The organism is Bacillus sp. FJAT-28004, assembly GCF_001280845.1.
GTDB lineage: Bacteria > Bacillota > Bacilli > Paenibacillales > Paenibacillaceae > Pristimantibacillus.
The window spans coordinates 280,526-301,885 of the sequence record NZ_LGHP01000003.1 but is presented as its reverse complement, the minus strand read 5'-3'; the positions used below and the strand labels follow the sequence as shown (position 1 = coordinate 301,885).

Here is a 21,360-nt window from a genome sequence, read left to right as displayed (position 1 = left end):
ATTTCAAGACTACTGCTGAACGTAACGATTAATGACCTCAACAAGCAAATCATTCAACAGCTTAACCTCATATTCACCTACAGCTGGCTCTAGGTGATCGCTGCCGATACCGCTGTCGTCGGTCAAAAACAAATACGTGCCGCCCGTAGCTGTTGCCATGAAACGCATCAAATACTCCGTTTCCACACTCACTCCGCTCGAAGCTACAGGTATAATTCTTACCCCTTGCTCCGCCGCATCCTCCGTCAGCTGCTTCATCTCGTCGATAACCTGTGCTTCATCATGCGGCGGTGCATCAAGAACGAGAAACAGCAGGCGGGCTCTAGCATCCTCGCTCCACTTATGCTCATGAAGTGCATCGCGCAGCGCCTGATCAACAGCCTCGGGGTAATCTCCTCCACCATCCGCCTTCTGCTTGCTAAATTGATCCGTTACTTTATTCATGTCCGTAGTGAATGGATACGGTTTGACGATATAATCATCAAACCTATCTTTGTAAAAGTTTGCGCTAATACGAATGCCGAGCTGATTCGCATGCTCATCGGACACACGCTTCACAACGTCCTTAAGCTCTGCTTCCAAATAATTCAGTTCATCCTCCATGGAGCCTGTCGTATCGACAACAAACATAATATCTACTTGATCTGATAGCGCTGCATTTTTACCCAAATCGACCTTAACGCTGCCTTGCTCTGGAATCTTCAGCTCCTGCGTCGTTTTGCTTTCTTGTCCCGATTGCACTTTAACGGTATACCGACCTAAATTCGCCGTATCCCTCTCAAATAGTCCTGCATAGACGAAGGCTCTGCCCTCCGTGTTCGTGCGCGCCTTCCATATCGACTGCTTGCCGGCCAGCAGCTCCACCTGTGCATCAGACACTGCTTTTCCATCAGCCGTTACGATAACCTCGAGCCGATTAAAGTTCCAGAACTGCCAGACACGCTTGCTGCTGTCGCCTTCTTGCGTGTTGAGTAAATTACCGAAGCGCTCCCAAGCAGCCAGATCATCCCATTCGCCAGCTGTTAATTGCCCAGCCTGCTCTATTTTATCCGAATTCGGATAAGCGCGTTTGCCGCCCTCTTTCTCTCTTATAGGCTCCTCACTAATTGGTTTACGATCATCACGATTGGTGGTCGATTCTTCTTTACCCGGTGAGTTGCTCGTCGAGTTCCCTTTAGCTGAAGAATCCCGATCCCCGCTGTTTGAGACATCATTCATTGATGAAGAGCAAGCGCTGAGTACAAGAAACATCGTTAGCAAAACAAATGTAATCCAGCCAAATCTTTTTCTTTGTCTAACAGCCTTGTTGAGAGAATGACCCAATTTCATTCCTTCAGCCCCTTTTATTTATGTTTCCTAATCTGACGATTATTGGAAGAGGAATGTTGCATTAATAAGCCAGTAACATTACAATCGGTAACAGACATGCTGCGAGTCCCATGATCGACTGCATGAAGCAATTATTCAGGAGGACTTCACCTTGGAAACATTCGAATTAATCGCGTTTGAAATGACATATCAGCAAAGGACGGTTCAGCTTTCTTTTACTTCCGCCAAGCTGGTTCGAGTTACAGAGTATGGAGATCGACTGTGGTATGTCGATATAAATGGCGTAGGTGATCGTGAGCTATTAGCTTGGTTTGGCAGAAATGAGGACATTGGAATCGAGCTTATTGCTGTCGCTAGCAGCGGTCAAACCTTCCGTGGCAAAGGGTATTTCCATCCCAATGAGCCTCATCAAGCCGCTGCCGTTCGAGGAGATGGCGAGCTGCTTGAGCAATAATCTACAAAAAAAAGAAGCTATGATAAGTCATGTTGGTGACTTACCTTAGCTTCTTTTGATTTATTATTATTTGCCGTGAGCAACTTCAGGCGTTGTAAGGCGGTCATAAAACTCTACGCCTTTATCTTTGTCTGCTGAATCACGAATCGCCATAGCGGAACGTGGATGCTCATCCAAGATACCTGTGATCATGTAAGGAATGATATAACCCCACTCTTCCTTCTCGCGAAGCGGTACCATGTACTTCTCGATCATATCGAGTACAGGACGGATGTTGTATTTCGTGTTTTGAAGCTCAGATACGAGCAGCTCCGTGTTGCAGTTACCTGCAGCTCGGCCCATGCCATATACAGATGCATCAAGCAGCTCTACACCATGTTCAGCTGCAAGCAGCGTGTTAGCGAATGCAAGCTGTAGATTGTTGTGTGCGTGAACGCCTAGGCGTTTGTTAGGCAAGTGCTGACGGAACTTGTCAACAAGGTAGCTCATATCGTTAGGCTTCAAGCTGCCGTAAGAGTCAACCACGTATACGACATCAACAACACTCTCGTTGATAAGCTGGAACGCTTCAATAAGTTGGTTCTCCATCACGTTCGATAGAGCCATAATGTTAATTGTCGTTTCGTATCCACGATCGTGGAATACTTTAACAAGCTCAAGCGCTTTGTCTACATCTTGGATGTAGCAAGCAACGCGAATCAGATCAAGCATGCTCTCGCTGCGCGGCAAAATATCGTTCTCGTCAACACGACCGATATCAACAAGTGCGGAAAGCTTCGTATTGCCTTTGTTAGGGATGACTTTTTTCAAGAAATCATCATTTAGAAAACGCCAAGGGCCTGCATTTTCAGCACCCTTAAGCAGTTTTGGAGAGTTTTTGTAGCCGATTTCCATATAATCGACGCCGGCTTCGTTCAAGCTTTGGTACAAATGCTGAACAAACTCGACACTAAAATCCCAATTATTTACGAGTCCGCCATCGCGGATCGTGCAGTCAACAATTTTACAATGGCTTGTTTTTGATTGCATGCTATGTTACTCCTTTAATGTGAACATGAGTTCATTTTATCTCATCATACTTGAAAAGAATGAGGAACGCAAAATAATTTTGTCGTTTTATGGTTGATTTAGAAGCATTTTTGTCTACTCTGCAAACACTTTCCAAAACTGCGATTTGGCTTTTACTCTGTCTATTATGACCATTGTTCAAACAAAAAAGCCGTCTCAACGATTTAACGTAGAAACCGGCTTCCTTTACTGCTTTTACAAAAAAAAATTATTTAACCAGCGTATGAGGCTCTTGTCCGTAATGACCCGATCGCTTCATTTTTGTTTGTATATATTTTTCATTATAAGTGGAGGAATTGCCCCATAATGGCACTCTTCCCGCCACGTTCATGCCCGATTTACGCAGTGCATCCACTTTCCGCGGATTATTGGTAATAATCGATACTGGCAGCTTCCGAAGCAGCTTAAGCACTGCAATCGCATCGCTGTAATCACGCGCATCGTCTGCGAAACCCAGCTCTGTATTCGCGTCAACCGTATCAAGTCCATCCTCCTGAAGTAAGTAGGCAATCGCTTTACTGAACAAACCGATTCCACGACCCTCGTGATTCGCTAAATAAAAGAGCGCCCCCGTGCCGTGCTCCGTAATGATGCGCATCGATTGTTTCAACTGAAAGCCGCAATCACATCTTGCGCTTCCGAAGATATCCCCTGTATGGCAGATGCTGTGCATCCGAATAAGCGCATCTTCACTATTTTCAAAATCACCATATACAAGAACACTGGATTGTTGAAGATCCGCATACGAGAATCGATTTAAATCTTCAACGAGCTGCTCAGGAGACAACTCCTCGCCTGCTTCTTTGCGAAGCCAGCTATACCAATGAAATATCTTGGTTTCTCCGTCGAGCTCGACGGGCAGCTTAACGGGGCCGATCACATAAATATCATCATTACCGCTTTGCGTACGTTTTAGTTTATTTTTAATAAGTGCTGCTATATTAGGTTTAATCATGCTTGTTCACCTTCTCTATAAGTATAAGCAATTAAAATTGCATGCATAAGTAGCTGAGCGTACCGAATTCATAACTTCGATAAATAACCTTTGGAGATGTATCTGGACTGCCGCTTCCTAAAGCTATATATAAAGGCACAAAGTGTTCCGCGCGTGGTACTGCCATTTTAGCATGCGGAGCAAGTTGTTCATACTGAAATAGCGAATTTTTATCCTTATTATTCATTTTCTCTATTAACCAATCATCGAATTGGACAGCCCAGCTCTCCGGCTCCTTCTGTCCCCAGTTTACCGCCCTAAGATTATGAACGGTAACGCCACTGCCAATCAGCAAAATATTTTGTGAGCTCAAGCTGCGCAGCGCCTCGCCAATTCGGAACTGCTCCTCCGCAGCACGATATGGATTTACAGAAATCTGCACGACTGGAATATCTGCTTTCGGGAACATATGCTTCAACATCGTCCACGAGCCGTGATCCAGCCCTCGTTCTTTATCATATGCTACTGGAATATTATTTTCGCTCAGCAAATGGCCAACATGCTCAGCGATCCTTACGGACCCTTTAGCAGCATATTTAATTTGATAGAGCTCATCGGGAAAGCCATAAAAGTCATAAATCGTTTCATATTCATCATCTTTAGATGATATCGTAACGGTATCCGTCTCCCAATGCGCGGTGAAAATAACGATAGCATCTGGCTTCAGATTCGCTCCCGTTTGCTTTAGAAATTCACTATATTCATTTTGCTCGACAGCGAGCATCGGTGATCCATGCGCTAAAAATAAGGGATTCATAGGGGTGCCTCCTTTATTCCACTTACTATTTGTAACTAATTATAATTTTATAACTAAAGATAGTCAAGTAATTAACAATATTCAGGTGTGCTTGTATAAATAAGATATTGGAGTTATACTTATTAGAAGTAAAAAGAGGTGATACGCATGGATCAATCTAACCTTTGTCCCCGTTTTCAGAAGGGAATGGAACTCATAAGCAAACGTTGGACCGGCCTTATCATATTCCAGCTTTTGTCGGGCCCGCAGCGTTTCAGCGCCGTTCAGTCCGCCCTGCCGATCAGTGGCAGACTGCTGTCCGAACGATTCAAAGAGCTCGAGAATGAAGGTATTGTCGACAGACATGTTTACCCCGAAATACCCGTTCGAATAGAATATTCATTAACGGAAAAGGGCCGCGCTCTTGAGCCGATTATCCGTGAAATAGTCGTGTGGTCTCAAGACTGGATAGAACCAATGACACAAGCCTAATCAACCCTACACTGCATAAAAGGGATGATCTGGTCAGCGACAATAAGCGCTGACTAGATCATCCCTTTTTTTAATGTTTATCTGTCATTCGATTCGCTACAATGAGCATATCAATATGGCGGCCTGCTTGCAGAAGTTCACGCACAATATTACCGCGAAAGCTTGCATACCACGCCTTTCTACAAGGCTGCCCGATGATAAGCTGTGTAGCTTTGGCGCGATTGGCCGCCGTCAGAAGAGTACCTGCGATATGATCTCCGCTCTCGGCTTTGGACATTTCGAACACACCGCCCAGCCTCTCGGTCAGCTTCATTAATCCATCACGTTTGGCTAATGCTTCATCTGTCCAAGGAGAACCAGCTTGCACATGATGTACATGCCACTGAGCCTTTAGCCGATAAGCGATTCGGAAACCTCTGCGTATAAGCCGCTCTGCGTCGGCAAGAATATCTATGCCAACAAAGATTACTTCTCTTCTGCGCAAAGTTCCGCGCAGCGTCTGATTGCGATCCCACGATTCAAGGCGCTCATCCACGTCATCAGCAAGCTCGCGAAGAGCAAGCTCACGCAGTGCAATTAAATTGCCAGTCGTGAAAAAAGCACCGAGCGCTTGCTCCACTTTGGCCTTGGCGTAAATTTTCCCATCTCTCATACGCTGCTGCAGCATTTGCGGCGTCACGTCAATCAGCTCCACTTGATCTGCCAGCCGTATGATCGCATCGGGTACCGTTTCTCTTACTCGAACACCAGTTACCTGCTCAATGGCATCATTTAAGCTTTCAATATGCTGCACATTCATCGTGGAAATAACCGATATGCCTTTTTCGAGCAGATGAATGACATCCTCATAACGTTTTTTCCTTATACTGCCCGGTACATTCGTATGGGCTAACTCATCCACCAGCACAACATCTGGATTTCTGCGAACAATCGCTTCAACATCCATTTCTTCCAGCTGCGTCCCGCGATATTGAATCGTCTGCCGCTCAATGATGGGCAAATCTCCAATTTGCTTCAACGTTTCCTCACGTCCATGCGTTTCTACTAAGCCAATAACAACATCTATTCCTTTGAGAAACATCATGTTTGCTTCAGCGAGCATTCGATACGTTTTCCCTACGCCTGGCGCTGCCCCGATGTATAGATTAAAGTTGCCTCTGCGGATCGATTCCATTTGCTGCTCTCGCTCATCCTGGCTGAACCTCCGAAACAAGGCTTTCCGCGAATCACTTCTTTGCTTCACCGGCAAAATCCGCTCGCCTTCATGTTCCGACCGATCTGCCATCAGAAATAAATCCATCTGTTTGAGTCTGCGAAGCACACTGTCGACGATCGAGCCTTGCTTTATCTGCTGCCATCTGCTCTGCTTGGAATGGCCCATAACGATGCGAGTAACCTGATGCTCCTCTGCATACCGCACTAGCGCTGAAGGAAAACGACGACGACGGGGTAACGACATCTCCTCGAACATGCCTCCTACTTTAACCGTGAGCTTTTTAATAGAAGCTTTAAAGGCCTGTTCTTCCTTGGACAGCTTTTTTTGCGGATCTATAAAAGAGACCACCACGACATCTCCATTAAGCCTGCGGGCAATTTGCTGTCCTCTTCTTACATATAAAGAGCCATTCCAATGATATTGAGCAGTCACCAGAATGCGCTCGGAAGCGCCTGACGGACCTGTCAGTCCCAGCTCCTCCCGATGCTTCTCTAGCGACTCGTTGACTCCTTCCGCTACAAGGCGCAGGGACAGCTCGCGCAGCACCGCGAGATTACCGCGCAGCGCAATTGCTGGATCAGGCTGAACACCTAAGGTGCCATCTTCAAACCGCTTAAGCATCGTTTCTGGCGATACATCGATCAGCCTAACCTCATCGGCAAGCTCAAGCGTATGAGCAGGTACAGTGCAGGAGGGACGAATACCCGTCCATTTGAGAGCCGCCTGATCCACGCCCTCCAGCTCATATACATTGATCGTCGTAATGACGCTAATACCTTTGCCAAGGAGAAATATGACATCTTCAAACCGCGTCTGAAACCTCGCATCTTCTCGATTACGATGGGCGAGTCCGTCAATGAGCAGCACCTCGGCGTTTCTCTCTACCAAAGCATCCAGATCAAGATCCTTCTGCTCTGCACCCTCCTTCCACCAATGGATGCTGGGCACACGCTCAAAGGGTTCGATCAATTCAATCGTTTCCGGACTCTGCAGCCTTGGAACCGCGCAAAGGACAACATCAATACCATCACGCTTCAGCTCTGTTCCTTCTCGCAGCATATGATACGTTTTACCCGAACCGCTCACTGCGCCTATTAGTATTTTCAGTCGTCCTTGATGCAGCTTAGCTATGGAGAGCAGCAGCTCCTCTGGCGTTTTCTTTTTCAGCGGAGCCATATGGCTATTCCCCCAACATTTTAGACAATGCGATATTCAGCTTCAATACATTAACCCGTTCGTCACCAAAAACGCCTAAATCGCGGCCTTCCGTATTTGCTTTAACCAATTCCTCAAGCTCTGCTGGAGAAACGCCGGACAGCTTGCTAATTCTTGCAATCTGTACTACAGCCGACTGCGGTGTGATATGCGGATCAAGACCTGAACCTGAGTTGGTAATTAAGGCGATCGGCAGCTGTGCAACCGGTACATCAGGGTTCTGCACGTTCCATGCCTCTATGGAAGCCTTTGTTCTTTCAATTAAAGCTGGATTGGACGGTCCAAAATTGTTAGAGCCGGAACTAGCAGCATTATAGTCAATGCTTGATACACGTCCTTGAAACCATTTAGGATCAATAAAGCTCTGGCCGATCAACTCTGATCCCACAACTTGGCCAGAGCTATCTTTTATCAGGCTGCCATTCGCTTGCCTCGGGAACAGCAGCTGAGCTGCTCCCGTGCTTGCAAGCGGGTAAATAATTCCGCAAATAATCATAAATATTAAGCTGATTCGTAAAGGTATCATTAACGAAGATAATTGGAATCGTGAAGCGTTTTTCGTTTGATCGTTCATATGGTAGGCCTTCTTTCGTGAATAGTTATATTAAATCCATAAATGTACGGCAAAGTCGATGAGTTTAATACCAACAAACGGAACGATGACACCACCAAGACCATAAATGAATACGTTGCGGCTAAGCAATTTGGCACCGCTCATCGGTTTGTAAGCTACGCCTTTGATTGCAAGCGGTATGAGCAGCGGAATAATAATCGCGTTAAAAATAAGCGCCGATAGTATAGCAGACAATGGAGAGCCTAAATTCATTATATTAAGGACGCCCATCTCTGGGATCGCAAGCATGAACATCGCAGGAATGATAGCAAAATATTTAGCGATATCATTTGCGATACTAAATGTAGTCAGTGCTCCTCTTGTCATAAGAAGTTGCTTGCCAATTGCGATTACTTCTATGATTTTGGACGGATCCGAATCCAAGTCAACCATATTGGCTGCTTCTTTAGCGGCAATCGTCCCGCTGTTCATTGCAAGCCCAACATCCGCCTGGGCAAGTGCAGGAGCATCATTCGTGCCATCTCCTGTCATCGCAACCATTTTTCCCTCAGCTTGTTCACGGCGTATAACAGCTATTTTATCTTCAGGCCTGCTCTCCGCAATAAAATCGTCGACACCCGCCTCATGAGCAATTGTTGCTGCCGTAAGCGGATTGTCCCCCGTACACATAATCGTTTTGATGCCCATCTCACGCAGCTGATCAAATCTTTCCTTCATTCCTGGTTTGACGGTATCTTTCAGATAGATAACGCCAAAGATTTCGTTATCGACAGCTACAGCGAGCGGCGTACCGCCTAATGTAGCAATTGTATTTGAAATATTTTCTAAGTCGGACGGGATTGTGCCTCCCTGTGCTGCCACCCACTTGCGAACCGCATCGACAGAGCCCTTCCGAACTCGGCGGCCCTTTGCCAGATCAATACCACTCATTCGCGTCTCTGCTTTGAATTCGATAAATTCGCCGCCTTCGGCAAGTGACGCATCATAGCTTAAGCCTTGCTTCTTCATCCATTCAAGCACAGACCGGCCTTCAGGTGTTTCATCTTTAAGTGAGCTAATAGCTGCCCAACCCGATAAAGTCTGAAGGTTACTGCCTCCGACTGGCACAATCTCGCTTGCCATCCGGTTTCCGAAAGTTATCGTTCCTGTTTTATCCAAAATCATTGTATTAATGTCGCCCGCTGCCTCAACAGCCTTGCCCGACATTGCCAGCACATTAAACTGGGTAACTCTGTCCATCCCAGCAATACCGATTGCTGATAATAGCCCGCCGATGGTCGTCGGAATTAGACATACTAGCAACGCGATTAATACTGGAATTTCTAAATGGATATCCAAGTAATTAGCGATAGGAGCCAGAGTAACAACAACGATCAAAAATATAATGGTTAAGCTAGTCAAAAGTGTATTGAGCGCTATTTCATTAGGCGTCTTTTGACGCTTAGCCCCTTCAACGAGCGCAATCATACGATCGATGAATGACTCTCCTGGGTCACTCGTCATGCGCACCTTAATTTTGTCACTCACAACCCTTGTGCCGCCTGTTACAGAGCTAAAATCTCCCCCAGCTTCTTTAATGACCGGAGCCGATTCACCCGTTATAGCTGATTCATCTACTGAAGCCAGCCCTTCAATGACCTCGCCATCACCAGGAATCATCTCGCCTTGGGAGACGATGAAAATATCGCCTTTACGGAGCTCTGTTGACGATACAACGACAATAGCGCTGCCTACCAGCTTGTTCGCGCTCATATCTTGCTTTGATTTTTTGAGTGAATTGGCTTGCGCCTTGCCTCGGCCTTCTGCAATGGCTTCAGCAAAGTTTGCGAACAGCAGTGTTAAGAGCAAGATGACAAACACGGTAATATTAAAGCCTATGCGCTCTTGCGAATCAAAGTACTGAGGGAATATAGTCATTAGCAGTACGATAACCGTGCCCACCTCGACAACAAACATGACAGGGTTTTTCATCATAACTACTGGATTTAATTTAACAAAGCTATCGATTACAGCATGTTTTACCGCATCTGCCGACAGCAGTTTATTCGTCTTATTTCTACTCATTATCGTTCACCTCATCCGTTAGCGGAGTGTCAAATATTCTGCAACTGGTCCAAGCACGATGACTGGCAAGAAGGTTAAAGCGCCAATCAAAAGAACGGTACCGATTAATAATCCTGTGAAAAGCCCATTATCTGTACGGAACGTACCGATCGTTTCCGGAACAGGTTGCTTGCGTACAAGAGATCCTGCAACCGCCAGCATCGCAATCATCGAAATATAGCGACCGAGAAGCATGACAAGTCCCGTGCTTATATTCCAGAAAGGCGTATTGTCGCCTAATCCCTCAAAGCCGGAGCCATTATTCGCTGCTGACGACGTATATTCGTAAAGCACCTGACTTATACCGTGGAAGCCTGGATTCGTTATCACGCCGTGACCCAAATCTGTCAAAAAAGCGATGGCGGTGGGCACTAATATAATGAAAGGATGAACCAGTATCGCTATCGCTATGAGTTTCATTTCTCGCGGCTCTACTTTTCGTCCAAGAAACTCTGGCGTTCGTCCAACCATCAGACCGCATATAAACACAGCCAGAATGGCGTACATGAGCATATTGATAAGCCCTACTCCCTTGCCTCCAAAAACGACATTAAGCATCATTTCTGCGAGTGGAACCAAGCCGCCGAGCGGCGTAAGCGTATCATGCATATTGTTGACGGTACCCGTCGTCGCTGCAGCTGTCACTGTTGTGAACAATGCCGATTGCGCGATGCCGAACCTTACTTCCTTGCCCTCCATGCTTCCTTGCGTAGCATCGATGCCTAAAGCGCTCATTGCGGGATTTCCTGTTTTCTCAGATGTGTAAGCAAGACTTAGAAACACAAGAAATAGACACATCATTGCTGAGAATACAACCCAGCCTTGCTTTTTATTTTTAGCAAAAAGACCAAATGCATAAGGCAGCGAGGCCGGAAGCGCCCACATGGACAAGATTTCAATGACATTCGTCAACGGATTCGGATTCTCAAATGGATGAGCCGAGTTGACTCCAAAAAATCCACCGCCGTTTGTCCCCAAATGTTTGATTGATTCAAGTGAAGCTACTGGACCAATGGCAATTTGCTGCATCGCACCCTCAAGCGTCTTTATTGTAAATGTCGGATCAAGCGTTTGCGGCACTTGAAGCGCAACTAGCACAAGTGTGATGATAAAGGAAATGGGAAGAAATATTCTCGTATGCGCCTTGACGAAATCTTCAAAGAAGTTACCGATCGTATTTCCTTTGCTCGTAATTCCACGGACAAATGCAATGGCAACCGAGAAGCCCGTCGCCGCTGATGTGAACATCATCATCATGATGACAGCCATTTGCGAGAAATACGATAAGGCGCTTTCGCCGCTGTAATGCTGGAGATTCGTATTTGTTATAAAGCTGATTACTGTATTGAAAGTGAGTGTAGGTTCCATGGCTGCCATACCATTTGGATTAAACGGCAGCGCATTTTGCAACCGCAATATCACATAGCTGAAAGCTACTAAAATCAGATTTGTTGCGACAAAGCTGAGCGCGTATATTTTCCAGCTCATGCCCTCTCGTTTTTTAAGACCGATTAGCTTAAATATGAGCCGCTCCGGTCCGCCGAATACTTTATCTAAACGATTGTGTTCATTTGAGAACACATGATAGACATAAGTGCCTAACGGCTTTACGAGCAGCATAAGAATTGCAATGACGATAAGCAATTGTAAAATATCCATCTTGTAAATCCCCCTTTTTTAAAACTTCTCCGGATGAATTAAGGCATAAATCAGATAAACGAAAACAAATACGGCCACTATCGATATGACAGTCATTCGCCCTCGCCCCCTGTTTTCTCGATTACGCTGGCACACCAAGTTAAAAATCCGTAAAATAAACCGAAACAAGCCAGCAACGCGCCGATCATATAAAAATCCTGCATGTAAACCCCTCCTGCATCATTTGTTGCTTAATAGAAAACCGACTTCACCGGTATGAGAGAAAATGATATGGTCCGCACCGAGTCCCTTGTAAATAGCTCTTGGATTCCACTGCTGTGTGATGACGTAAATGGACTTTGAAGTCCAAGCTCTGCAGCATTGTACAAATCGGCAGCTAAGCGCAAGGCTGCTCTCGAATATGAATACCTCACGAATGTCCAAAAATGGAGGATTCCAACTTTTACGATCATTAGTATTGACGTACATGACATGGTTGATTCCCTGCTTGCGGAGCTGTTTTTCCTCCTGCTTGCTATTTGTCAGTACGATAAAATTTAATTGATGAAACTGCAAAGTTCGAATAAAGGATTGGCCAGCCTCGTTTAGACCAGCAACGATAATATACTCTTCCTGCAATCTGTTTCTCCTCCATATGGTAAAAAAGGCAACAAAAAAGAAGCCTTGGGATAAGAGGAACTTTTCCCGCGGCTTCTTTGCCCGCAGCAGAATAAGCCGCAGGAAGCACGATGGCTGTTGCCTCTCTCGAGTACGCTTACGAGGTTAGCTGTCGGATTCGGGCCTTGAGAGTTGCCCTACGCTTGTTAATGACAAGCGATTCACCCCATGAACGAAAGCGTGTTTGCACACGAATCGTTCGTTGGTTCCCCCGTTCCTGCTGCTGCAGGACTCAGCGTTATCTTACATTTTGTAGCAAATAACTCTTTTTTAGGCGCAAAAAACCACAGAGGTCTATGACACTCTGCGGTCGAGGTTAATCGATCACAAGCTTCATCATTCCTCTCCAGGTCCACGCTTACGAGGTTAGCTGTCGGATTCGGGCGGTGAGAGTCGCCCTACTTTGACCGGTATCCATGGCACCTGTCAAAGATTCACCCCTGCTCTGCGTTTGTCCGACTCTCACATCGAACATGCGCTTCGCGTCATTATTGGTTCCCCCGCTTCCGCTTTCACGGAAACTCAGCGATCAGTAAATCGAAACTTATTTATAAATCCTGTATCGAATATTACTCCTCGCTATAAATACTGTAAAGGCAGTCTGCTACCTAATTTAGCCAGTTTCAGGCTTGCAGGACGACTCGTAACGCTTACATTCATTCCGATCTCTCGATTCCTCACTATTTCTCGATTTTACTCATCTTTTCAAAAATACCATTACTCTCCCCTATACCGTTTTTTAGCGTGAATAATCAGATTTCTCTATAATCGAGTATCGCAGAGAATGAATGAGATTTTCGAAGAATAAACCTTTTTTTGCTGACATAACGAATGGATTTCTTTTAAAATGGCAGATGGTTGCCTTATCACGATATACCACAGTTTTACAATTATGCTTTTCGGGTTTACCATAGACGGCAAGCCAATGTGGCTAACGATTATCGGTGAATTATTCAAATCGAGGAGAGATCTCATTGATGTCCACACCAATTGAAGTACCCTTACCAAGCTTAGAAAATCATCCTGCTGCCCTTTTTCAAATAAAACGAATTCAAATGTTTGTGCTGCCGGCTTCAATGCTTGACTTGAATGGTTACCGTGTTTGTCTCCGCCTCTCAACTGCTCGAGGTCACGGCTGGAGTGAGCTATTTATTAAAAAATCCGAGAAGCCTGGCGACTGGATCAGATGGAGCAGTATGCTGCTGAGGTTTATCGGCACACTTCCTCATACGGCTCCTTTTGCCTTTAAATCAGATCCATTGATGAAGGACGAGCGTATATATCATTTGTTTGCAGCAGCCGCTTTGCACATAGAACACGATCCTTACTCTCATCCAAACAGCGAATATGACCGAGAAGAGAATGCTTTATTTAAACATGCTATCTCGTATATATCGTTATTTTGAGGCCATTTGATTTACAGATACGCGATTGAAGGGTATAATTAAGAGTAAACTATTCACGCTGAATTTTTCGAATGAAAAAGCGGGGGAACCATCGCGATCGATTTGAATCGATTCGCAAGGGGTGAATCCAGGGATTTGTAACCCTGGTAGGGCATTCTCTCTAGCCCGAATCCGACAGCTAACCTCGTAAGCGAACAAAGGAGAGATTTAATAATGTTGACAAATTGTGCACGCAATCTGCATCTTTTTACGGAACAGACCCCTTATTTATCCGTCACACGAATCGAGCTATTCGTCATTCCTGCTCTTGCCGTCGATTCTGCAGGCCATCGCGTATGTCTTCGTTTAACTAGCAATCAAGGCTTCGGCTGGAGTGAACTATTTGCCAGTGACACAGAAGATTCAATTGACTTGGAGCGATGGAGCGATCTGCTTCAGTCCTTTATCGGTAGCATCCCACTTCCACCTCTTAACCAGTATCACTACGACAAAACGGATCAGGACGGGCGCGTTCTCGACTTATTCGTCGCCGCCGTCAAGCATGTCCTAGCTCAATCCGCCGATGCAACCCCGTACAGCAACGACCATGAAGAGTCTGTTTTACGTCAACGTTCTGTCTCCTACATCTCTTTGGATTAAATGAGAACATAAAAAAAAAAGGCAGTCCAGAACAGATAACCTAGTTCTGGACTGTCTTATTGTATTTTAAAAAGATAAATATGATCCAGTGCTGCAAGGGAAAAGCCTCATTAATTTTTCTCTGCCTACCTAACCAACCAACCGCCGTCAACAGCCAATATGTGGCCATTCATATAATCAGAGGCTGATGAAGCTAGGAACACCGCTGGTCCAATCAAATCCTGCGACGTTCCCCAGCGTCCCGCTGGAATACGCTGCAAAATTTGAGCACTGCGAACCGGATCCTCACGCAGCGCTTCTGTGTTATCTGTACTCATGTAGCCTGGGGCGATAGCATTTACTTGCAAGCCTTTGGCAGCCCATTCACTCGCAAGCGCTTTGGTAAGTCCGGCTACAGCATGTTTGCTTGATGTATAGCCAGGAACGTTAATCCCGCCTTGGAAGGTTAACATCGATGCAATGTTAATAATTTTGCCCGAGCCCTGTTCAATCATATGCTTCCCAGCCAGCTGGGAGAGGAGAAATACAGAATTCAAATTAACGTCGAGTACATCCTGCCAGTCCTCATAACTGTGCTCTGCAGCTGGAGTGCGGCGAATGATGCCAGCGTTGTTGACCAAAATATCAATGCGTCCCAGTTCATCTACTGTACGATCAATGATACCAGCAAGCTTCGTCCGGTCAGCAATGTCCGTCTGAATCGTAATTGCTTTGCGTCCAAGCTCTCTGATAGCTGCTGCCGTTTTATCGGCAGGCGTTTGGTTCGTGACAAGCGCAATGTCCGCACCCGCTCGTGCTAGTCCAAGCGCAATCGCTTCCCCAAGGCCGCGTCCTGCACCTGTAACGACAGCTGTTTTTCCCGTCAAATCAAACAAACTCATAAGCTCAGCTCCTTCCTCTTGCACGCTTCCCGTTCTCCGAAAGCGCTGCTTTCATCATCTTTATATTTTGCGACTCATACCGAGCCGCTACGTCCGAATCTATGCCTTCGTCTGTAATGATATAGTCAATTTCATCCAAGCCGGCAAACGTAATTAATGCACCCTTATCGAACTTGCTGTGATCAGCCAGGCAGTAGACCACCTTGGCATTGTCCATATAAAGTTTCTTCAGCTTCGTCAACTCTTCTGTGAATATGGTAAGTCCATATTCCATATGAATGCCGGTCGTGGACAGAAACAACTTATGGACATTCAATCGTTTAATCCACTCCTGAGATTCTGCGCCGATAAGTAAATTATTATGTCGGTAGCCACCGGGAATAACGAGCCTTACCTGATCCTTCGCAGTTAACTCACGAATGATAAGCAGATCGTTCGTAAGCACCGTAACAGGTATGTTTGGCAGTCGCTTAGCCATTTCCAGCGTTGTACTGCCCGCATCAAGCGCAATGATATCATTAGGCTCAATACAGGAAAGCGCTATTGTGGCAATCGCCGCTTTCTCCCGTTGATGCTTGCTATTTGGGAATTGCAGCGGGAAGAGGCTATCCTCGCCTCCCTGCTCAAGCACGGCTCCGCCATGGATCCGTTTCAGCAAACCCTTCTCTTCCAGCTTCTCTAGGTCTTCACGAACCGTTTTCTCAGTTACTTGAAACAGCTCGCTTAGCTCGGAAACTTTAACCGCGCCAAGCTGCTCCAATTTATCTATAATCTTACGATGCCGTTCGGCAGCAAGCATAGTGCACCCCCTGTAGCGAATGTTTCTATTTTAGCTCGCTTGCAGGTACGGCGTCCATATCTGTAAATGTATAGTTCTCGCCTGCCATTGACCAGCAGAATGTATAATTGCTTGTGCCAACACCGGAGTGGATCGACCACGGCGGTGAAAGAATCGCTTGCTCGTTCCCGACAACAAGATGTCTTGTTTGCGAAGGCTCACCCATCATATGGAATACACGTGCATCAGCATTCATGTCGAAGTACAAATATGCTTCCATGCGGCGGTCGTGGACATGCGAAGGCATCGTGTTCCAGACGCTGCCCGTTTTCAAGCTAGTTACGCCAAGCATAAGCTGACAGCTTTGAATGCCATCTGCATGGATATATTTATAAAGGATACGTTCGTTGGAAGTCTCCTGCGAGCCAAGATGCGTTGGATTCGCTTCCTCCATCGTCATCTTGCGTGTTGCAATCTCAGCATGCGCAAGCGCGGAACAAAAGTATAACTTTGCAGGGTTTGCTTTATCGACACTTGAAAGCAGCACTTGACGTTTTCCTTTGCCTACATAAAGCACGTCAAGCTTATTTAACTCGTACACTTCCCCATCAACGGAAATCGAGGCAGGGCCGCCAATATTCAAGAAACCAACCTCACGGCGCTCCAAGAAATATTCGGTTTTTAGCGTAGCCGCATCCGCAAGCTCTAGAGTCTCGTTCACGGGTAATGCTCCGCCTACAACCATTCTGTCATAATGCGTATATGTCATCTTTAATTGATCTTGCTCAAACAGACTTTCAATCAAAAACTCGCTGCGCAGACGTTCCGTATCATATTGCTTCACATCAGTAGGGTTTGTAGTATGACGTACTTCCATTGGATAAAAGCCTCCTAAAAGTTTTTAGCGTAAAACTCGACTCGCAAGATTACGCTTATGTTTGTTATTGTTCGTTTTTATATTAACACACATTTACGAACATAAAAAGAACATTTTAAACATTGTGTTATGGCAGGCTATTCCATCTTGTGAGAAGATTGTACAACAAAAAAAGACCTCCGTACGTATCAACTACGAAGAGGTCATTTGTTTTTTTAAGGTCATTTAATGGAGTTTCCAGCGACGATAGGCATAAAGAGATACAATCAGAAACAGTCCGTATACCAGAACCGTAACGAATAGATTTCTAGGGTCTGTCATAAGCGTATCGCCTATCATGGCGAACAACAGCATCGCCGGGATTTTGCCGATCGATGAGGCGACTGCGTAAACGGTAAAGGAAACACGGCTTAGCGCCGAATACATGTTGACTGCAATGGATGGAATGAATGGAATGAATCGAGCGAACATTATCGTCAGAAAAGCGTTCCGCTCAAACATCACTGTCAACTTGTTGATGCTTGAATAGCGGCCTAGAACCTTCAACCCCCACTCTTGATAACCGTAGCGGATAAACAGAAACATAATGATCGATGCTGTCGCCGAACCTGTCCAAGTCACTGCCGCGCCGAGTACAGGACCGAGAGCAGCGCCAATAAGTCCACCGATTACCGGATACGGAATGACAGGAAATAGTGCCACCAATGTCGCCATAATGACGACCAGCAAAACATTGTCCGCTTGTTGGAACCACGTCATTATCGCATCACCGTAACGGTATATGAGAAAAGCAATACTGGCATATAATACGGCTAAGCCTGTTTTTTTGAGCATAGAGATACCCCTGAGTAGTAGTGATCTCCAGCTTATCATTATTGAAGGTAAATACGTCCAAAACATTGTGTCGAATTTGAGATCTCCATTGTTTACGTTTCATCACTTGTCCTATCCACCGACGATTCCATCGTCCAAACGCTGTCTAGCAGCTGCACGCGCGACAACGTTTGCCCCGCATTGCCGTATAAGTAATACAACAGTGCATGCTCCTTCGGAAGCAGCACAATCTTCTAGCCTTTCCATGTAACGGTATAGGAACCCGCATCCCATTCCATAGGTCTCAACCTCTATTCTTTTGTGCTGCTGTGCTGCGCGCTGCGACCTCAAAAAAGTAGGATAGACGATAGAATGCGTGCATCCGGGTTAGCTACCATATAGATAGATTGATGAAGCAGCTGCCCTCATTTACATTGCACTTTGTGCAATATATTCCTCATTAGAAAGTGGTTCTCATTGCTTCGTTGCAGTTTATGCAGCAGAAACCACCATTTTCAGCTAGCTAAACATACTTTAGGCCTTTTCTATTGCATTTCTGCAATGTAGCTCTGCTATCCGAGTGTCATGATAGGTATCTAGTGTAGTTTGTGCAATGTAGCGGAGTTGAGCTACAACATCCAATGAAACCAGCGGCCATGACCATCTGTTTCCGCTACTGTTTCCTTATATTCCTTGCCATCCAAATAATAATCAAGGTGAAGATTCGAATCCCACATATTATTGTATAGGTGAAAAATATCTCTTTCTTGCCCTATTTTCTTAATACGATCTGTTAATTCAACTTTGTCTTCATGGGTCATTTGATTAGCTACATGTGTGTGAAAAACACCAATGACACCATCCTCTGTTATTTTCGAAGCGATTTCAGCAAGTCGTTTCACACCATTCCCCTGAATGAGCTCTATAGATTGCCCTCTTAAACAAGCCCCCGCTTTTTCAAAATTCACAATCCGCTCGTTATGTTCAGGCCATATCAACGATTTTAGCCACAGATTATCCTCTGGGTCTTCTAGATTGTTGACGTGTAAGTCTATTCCAATCCTTGCGATCACTGGCGGACTATGCTTAAGGAGATACGGCCGAATGTCACCGTGAACTTTCGAGTGAAGCACCAGTTCAGCATCTATATTTCCATATCTTTCACTTGTGTTATATTGATAACCATACTTATCCCAAATAAGCTGCAGTCCCGCACTTGTTCCTATTTCGATTAATGCCAATGGTTTTTTTATTTTTTCATACATAGAGCAAAAAGCTGGATATAAGTAGGCACATCGTCTAACCTCGTTCGTCTGTACAAGCTTGCTTTGGACAATTGGAATAATCTCATTGTTATGCTGAAGACAAAAAAGTCTGAAATAGGGGAATGCCGCTTCAGCCTCCCTCGGATGGTCAACCAAACTTCCGTAAAACTCTTGCAATTCGTGGTCAGTCCCTTTTAGTAATAAGTAGTGAACCGCAGCGAAAAAAAGATTTGGGACAGGCTGACCTTCTCCACAATAAGATGCGATATGAAGCAATTCATCATCAGCAGCAATAGCTAATGACAGCTGTTCATATAAGCGGCTTGAGCCTTTGCATTCCGTTGCGAACACCTTGAACCGCTCAGATAATAAATTGTTCATCAATGCCACCCCTTCATTTTCCCACTTAATGGCATTGTATCACTACTTGAGATAAAAAATATTTCAATGATTTTATTAACTATATAAAAATCACTTATCGATCGTGAGAAGGTCTATTTAGAATGAAAACAACTATTTCCCTAAAAACCCGCCTTCAGATTTTATTACTTGCCCCGTAATCCATTGCGATTCATCACTGGCCAAGAAGCTAATCGTTTTAGCTGCATCCTCAGGCAATCCGATTCGCCCCATTGGAAACATAGGCATAAAACCTGCTTTCATATGTTCGTCCATCCAACCTGAATCCGTGGGACCTGGATCGAACCCATTCACCGTAATTTGGAGAGGTGCCAAACCTACAGAGAGCGGCTCGATTAACCCGATCAAAGCGCCTTTCGTTGCGATATAAGCCAAATTATTCGGATCAGGTCCTTTTGAAACCATAAATATAATTCTCCCGGGTGTCCCCTTTATTTGGTTTTTCTCAAATCTGTTCGCAAATTCTGTGCTTAGCAAAATTGGACCACGGTTATTCACAACAAAATGTTGATCGAGCATTGCTATATTCAAACTCTTATAATTGGTAGGTACGCAATAGGTTGCGTTGTTAATCAAAATAGTCGCGTAGCCTAATGACCTTTCTACTTGTTCCATGATAAGCGCAGGCGTCTCCGGGTTCGCAAAATCCGCTTCCATATGACTTGCTCTCGCGCCTAAGTCTACTAATTCCTTGCGCAGCTGCTCTGGCCAATCCTTCTCTCCGCCATTGCCTTCCTTTTCATCAAAGGTGTGCCAATGCGTAAAGAAAATGTCTGCTCCTAAGCGTGCAAGTGAACGACAAATAGCTGTTCCAATGCCCGTTGACCTGCTGGCTCCTGTAACGATTGCTATTTTATTTTTTAATGAGATCATTCGTCATTCCTCCATACGTCCACTAGATTAGCATTTAGCTTCCTATTATTTCTACTCTAATTGTCATAAACCTATAGCCTATCTATTAAAGATAATACATGTTGTTTAACCTGTTTTTTCTCCTCGTCTGAAAGGCTTCCTGATCGAAAATTTTGTAAATTATCATCAGGTACTATAATGGTTGATGGCTCGTGAAGCTCTTTTTTTAGATCATCTCCATCTTCAAACATCGTAATATTTGATTTACTGTGTGTGGAATGTACGATTTCTGAATGAAGATAGTTTCCATCCAGATCAAAATAATCCACGATCATTTTGACTTCAGATTTTATATAATTTTTATTCTCTGCCAAAGCAGTAATGGCGTTGACCTTCTTATAACCTGATAATTCATAAACTCCATCTTCGTTTTCCTCTAAAATTTCTATGCTAAAAGCCTCGATATGCTCGACCTTAACAGTGTCACCGCAAGCGCTTAACAATACAAAAAAAGCAGAGATCACAAATAATCTCATTACAATTGCTGACGAATCTAATCTTCTATTTACTTGCACAACCTCACTCCTCATCGTAATGGAATTTCAAAGCGATCAAAAACTGCAATTGCCGCCAAAAGCACAGCCATGATTAGAGAAATCCGTACCATTCCCAATAAGATACCAATACTTTATGATTGCAAACCTTTACAAATTTGTAAAGGTTTGTTCAAGTTGATGAAAAACAGCCCTTCACCGTCACACGGTAAAGAGCTGAAATATTGCACACCGCTATCTGAGGCTATTTCACCACTTTAGCAGCAAATAAGCACGTATATGCTCTTACAGACTCCAAACTAACCCTGATTCGCCTCTTTAAGAACATATATGTTCTTAAAGACCGTTATCTGATGCTGTTACACCGCTATAGCAGCA

Annotated in this window: 22 protein-coding genes and 3 riboswitches; of the genes, 4 read left to right on the top strand and 18 right to left on the bottom strand. The window is 44.9% G+C overall.

The features are described from left to right. Positions 1–9: 9 nt before the first annotated feature. Positions 10–1,329 carry a VWA domain-containing protein gene (locus AC787_RS29155; protein ID WP_054028469.1) on the bottom strand — a complete coding sequence of 440 codons (1,320 nt, stop codon included), beginning with the start codon at positions 1,327–1,329 and terminating at the stop codon, positions 10–12. Between the two features lie 151 nt (positions 1,330–1,480). Between AC787_RS29155 and AC787_RS29150 the strand changes: the two genes are divergently transcribed. Beyond that, positions 1,481–1,783 carry a hypothetical protein gene (locus tag AC787_RS29150; RefSeq protein WP_054028468.1) on the top strand — a complete coding sequence of 101 codons (303 nt, stop codon included), beginning with the start codon at positions 1,481–1,483 and terminating at the stop codon, positions 1,781–1,783. A 66-nt stretch (positions 1,784–1,849) separates the two neighbouring features. On the opposite strand, the gene AC787_RS29145 is transcribed toward AC787_RS29150, so the two are convergent. From AC787_RS29145 to AC787_RS29135, 3 genes are all read right to left on the bottom strand, one after another. Next, on the bottom strand, positions 1,850–2,812 hold the full coding sequence (locus AC787_RS29145; protein WP_054028467.1) for an aldolase catalytic domain-containing protein: 963 nt from the start codon (positions 2,810–2,812) through the stop codon (positions 1,850–1,852). Between the two features lie 247 nt (positions 2,813–3,059). Then, entirely contained in the window at positions 3,060–3,806 is a 747-nt protein-coding gene (locus AC787_RS29140; protein ID WP_054028466.1) for a GTP cyclohydrolase II, read from the bottom strand. 31 nt (positions 3,807–3,837) lie between these two features. Then, a complete protein-coding gene (locus tag AC787_RS29135; protein WP_054028465.1) occupies positions 3,838–4,602 on the bottom strand; it encodes a DODA-type extradiol aromatic ring-opening family dioxygenase in 765 nt (254 codons plus the stop codon). Positions 4,603–4,749: 147 nt separating this feature from the next. Between AC787_RS29135 and AC787_RS29130 the strand changes: the two genes are divergently transcribed. After that, a complete protein-coding gene (locus AC787_RS29130; protein ID WP_054028464.1) occupies positions 4,750–5,073 on the top strand; it encodes a winged helix-turn-helix transcriptional regulator in 324 nt (107 codons plus the stop codon). 70 nt (positions 5,074–5,143) lie between these two features. Here AC787_RS29130 and AC787_RS29125 read toward each other — a convergent pair whose 3' ends face one another. The 6 genes from AC787_RS29125 to AC787_RS29105 all read right to left on the bottom strand — a co-directional run bounded on the left by AC787_RS29125 (position 5,144) and on the right by AC787_RS29105 (position 12,458). Then, positions 5,144–7,465, bottom strand: a complete 2,322-nt coding sequence (locus tag AC787_RS29125) for a histidine kinase (RefSeq protein WP_054028463.1) — start codon at positions 7,463–7,465, stop codon at positions 5,144–5,146. A gap of 4 nt (positions 7,466–7,469) precedes the next feature. Then, positions 7,470–8,078 (bottom strand): potassium-transporting ATPase subunit KdpC, encoded by a 609-nt coding sequence (kdpC, locus tag AC787_RS29120; protein WP_054028462.1) that lies wholly within the window; start codon positions 8,076–8,078, stop codon positions 7,470–7,472. A 30-nt stretch (positions 8,079–8,108) separates the two neighbouring features. Further along, complete coding sequence (kdpB, locus tag AC787_RS29115) at positions 8,109–10,142, bottom strand: potassium-transporting ATPase subunit KdpB (protein WP_054028461.1); 2,034 nt, start codon at positions 10,140–10,142, stop codon at positions 8,109–8,111. 18 nt (positions 10,143–10,160) lie between these two features. Then, positions 10,161–11,840 carry a potassium-transporting ATPase subunit KdpA gene (gene kdpA / locus AC787_RS29110; RefSeq protein ID WP_054028460.1) on the bottom strand — a complete coding sequence of 560 codons (1,680 nt, stop codon included), beginning with the start codon at positions 11,838–11,840 and terminating at the stop codon, positions 10,161–10,163. An 18-nt stretch (positions 11,841–11,858) separates the two neighbouring features. Further along, positions 11,859–11,936 (bottom strand): K(+)-transporting ATPase subunit F, encoded by a 78-nt coding sequence (gene kdpF / locus AC787_RS35475; RefSeq protein ID WP_152970809.1) that lies wholly within the window; start codon positions 11,934–11,936, stop codon positions 11,859–11,861. 123 nt (positions 11,937–12,059) lie between these two features. Beyond that, the gene (locus tag AC787_RS29105) at positions 12,060–12,458 is read right to left on the bottom strand and encodes an NAD-binding protein (protein WP_054028459.1); all 399 of its coding nucleotides are present in this window, start codon (positions 12,456–12,458) and stop codon (positions 12,060–12,062) included. A gap of 118 nt (positions 12,459–12,576) precedes the next feature. Next, positions 12,577–12,745: riboswitch (cyclic di-AMP (ydaO/yuaA leader) on the bottom strand. 89 nt (positions 12,746–12,834) lie between these two features. Then, positions 12,835–13,035: riboswitch (cyclic di-AMP (ydaO/yuaA leader) on the bottom strand. 439 nt (positions 13,036–13,474) lie between these two features. Here AC787_RS29105 and AC787_RS29100 point away from each other — a divergent pair. Both AC787_RS29100 and AC787_RS29095 read left to right on the top strand, forming a co-directional pair. Then, on the top strand, positions 13,475–13,903 hold the full coding sequence (locus AC787_RS29100; protein WP_054028458.1) for a hypothetical protein: 429 nt from the start codon (positions 13,475–13,477) through the stop codon (positions 13,901–13,903). A 46-nt stretch (positions 13,904–13,949) separates the two neighbouring features. Then, positions 13,950–14,111: riboswitch (cyclic di-AMP (ydaO/yuaA leader) on the top strand. 5 nt (positions 14,112–14,116) lie between these two features. After that, a complete protein-coding gene (locus tag AC787_RS29095; protein ID WP_054028457.1) occupies positions 14,117–14,542 on the top strand; it encodes a hypothetical protein in 426 nt (141 codons plus the stop codon). A gap of 125 nt (positions 14,543–14,667) precedes the next feature. Here the strand turns inward: AC787_RS29095 and kduD are convergent, their stop codons facing one another. The 8 genes from kduD to AC787_RS29060 form a co-directional block, all read right to left on the bottom strand. Further along, the gene (gene kduD / locus AC787_RS29090) at positions 14,668–15,423 is read right to left on the bottom strand and encodes a 2-dehydro-3-deoxy-D-gluconate 5-dehydrogenase KduD (protein WP_054028645.1); all 756 of its coding nucleotides are present in this window, start codon (positions 15,421–15,423) and stop codon (positions 14,668–14,670) included. A gap of 4 nt (positions 15,424–15,427) precedes the next feature. Continuing rightward, entirely contained in the window at positions 15,428–16,222 is a 795-nt protein-coding gene (locus tag AC787_RS29085) for a DeoR/GlpR family DNA-binding transcription regulator (RefSeq protein ID WP_054028456.1), read from the bottom strand. 25 nt (positions 16,223–16,247) lie between these two features. Continuing rightward, positions 16,248–17,078, bottom strand: a complete 831-nt coding sequence (gene kduI / locus AC787_RS29080; RefSeq protein ID WP_054028455.1) for a 5-dehydro-4-deoxy-D-glucuronate isomerase — start codon at positions 17,076–17,078, stop codon at positions 16,248–16,250. A gap of 225 nt (positions 17,079–17,303) precedes the next feature. Further along, complete coding sequence (locus AC787_RS29075; protein WP_054028454.1) at positions 17,304–17,912, bottom strand: TVP38/TMEM64 family protein; 609 nt, start codon at positions 17,910–17,912, stop codon at positions 17,304–17,306. A gap of 92 nt (positions 17,913–18,004) precedes the next feature. Beyond that, positions 18,005–18,139, bottom strand: a complete 135-nt coding sequence (locus AC787_RS33435) for a helix-turn-helix domain-containing protein (protein WP_268760215.1) — start codon at positions 18,137–18,139, stop codon at positions 18,005–18,007. Positions 18,140–18,520: 381 nt separating this feature from the next. Next, entirely contained in the window at positions 18,521–19,537 is a 1,017-nt protein-coding gene (locus tag AC787_RS29070) for a DUF2332 domain-containing protein (protein WP_054028453.1), read from the bottom strand. A 132-nt stretch (positions 19,538–19,669) separates the two neighbouring features. Further along, positions 19,670–20,449: an SDR family oxidoreductase gene (locus AC787_RS29065; protein WP_054028452.1), complete on the bottom strand. Its 780-nt coding sequence runs from the start codon at positions 20,447–20,449 to the stop codon at positions 19,670–19,672. Between the two features lie 71 nt (positions 20,450–20,520). Further along, positions 20,521–21,003 (bottom strand): hypothetical protein, encoded by a 483-nt coding sequence (locus AC787_RS29060; RefSeq protein ID WP_054028451.1) that lies wholly within the window; start codon positions 21,001–21,003, stop codon positions 20,521–20,523. Between the last annotated feature and the right edge of the window lie 357 nt (positions 21,004–21,360).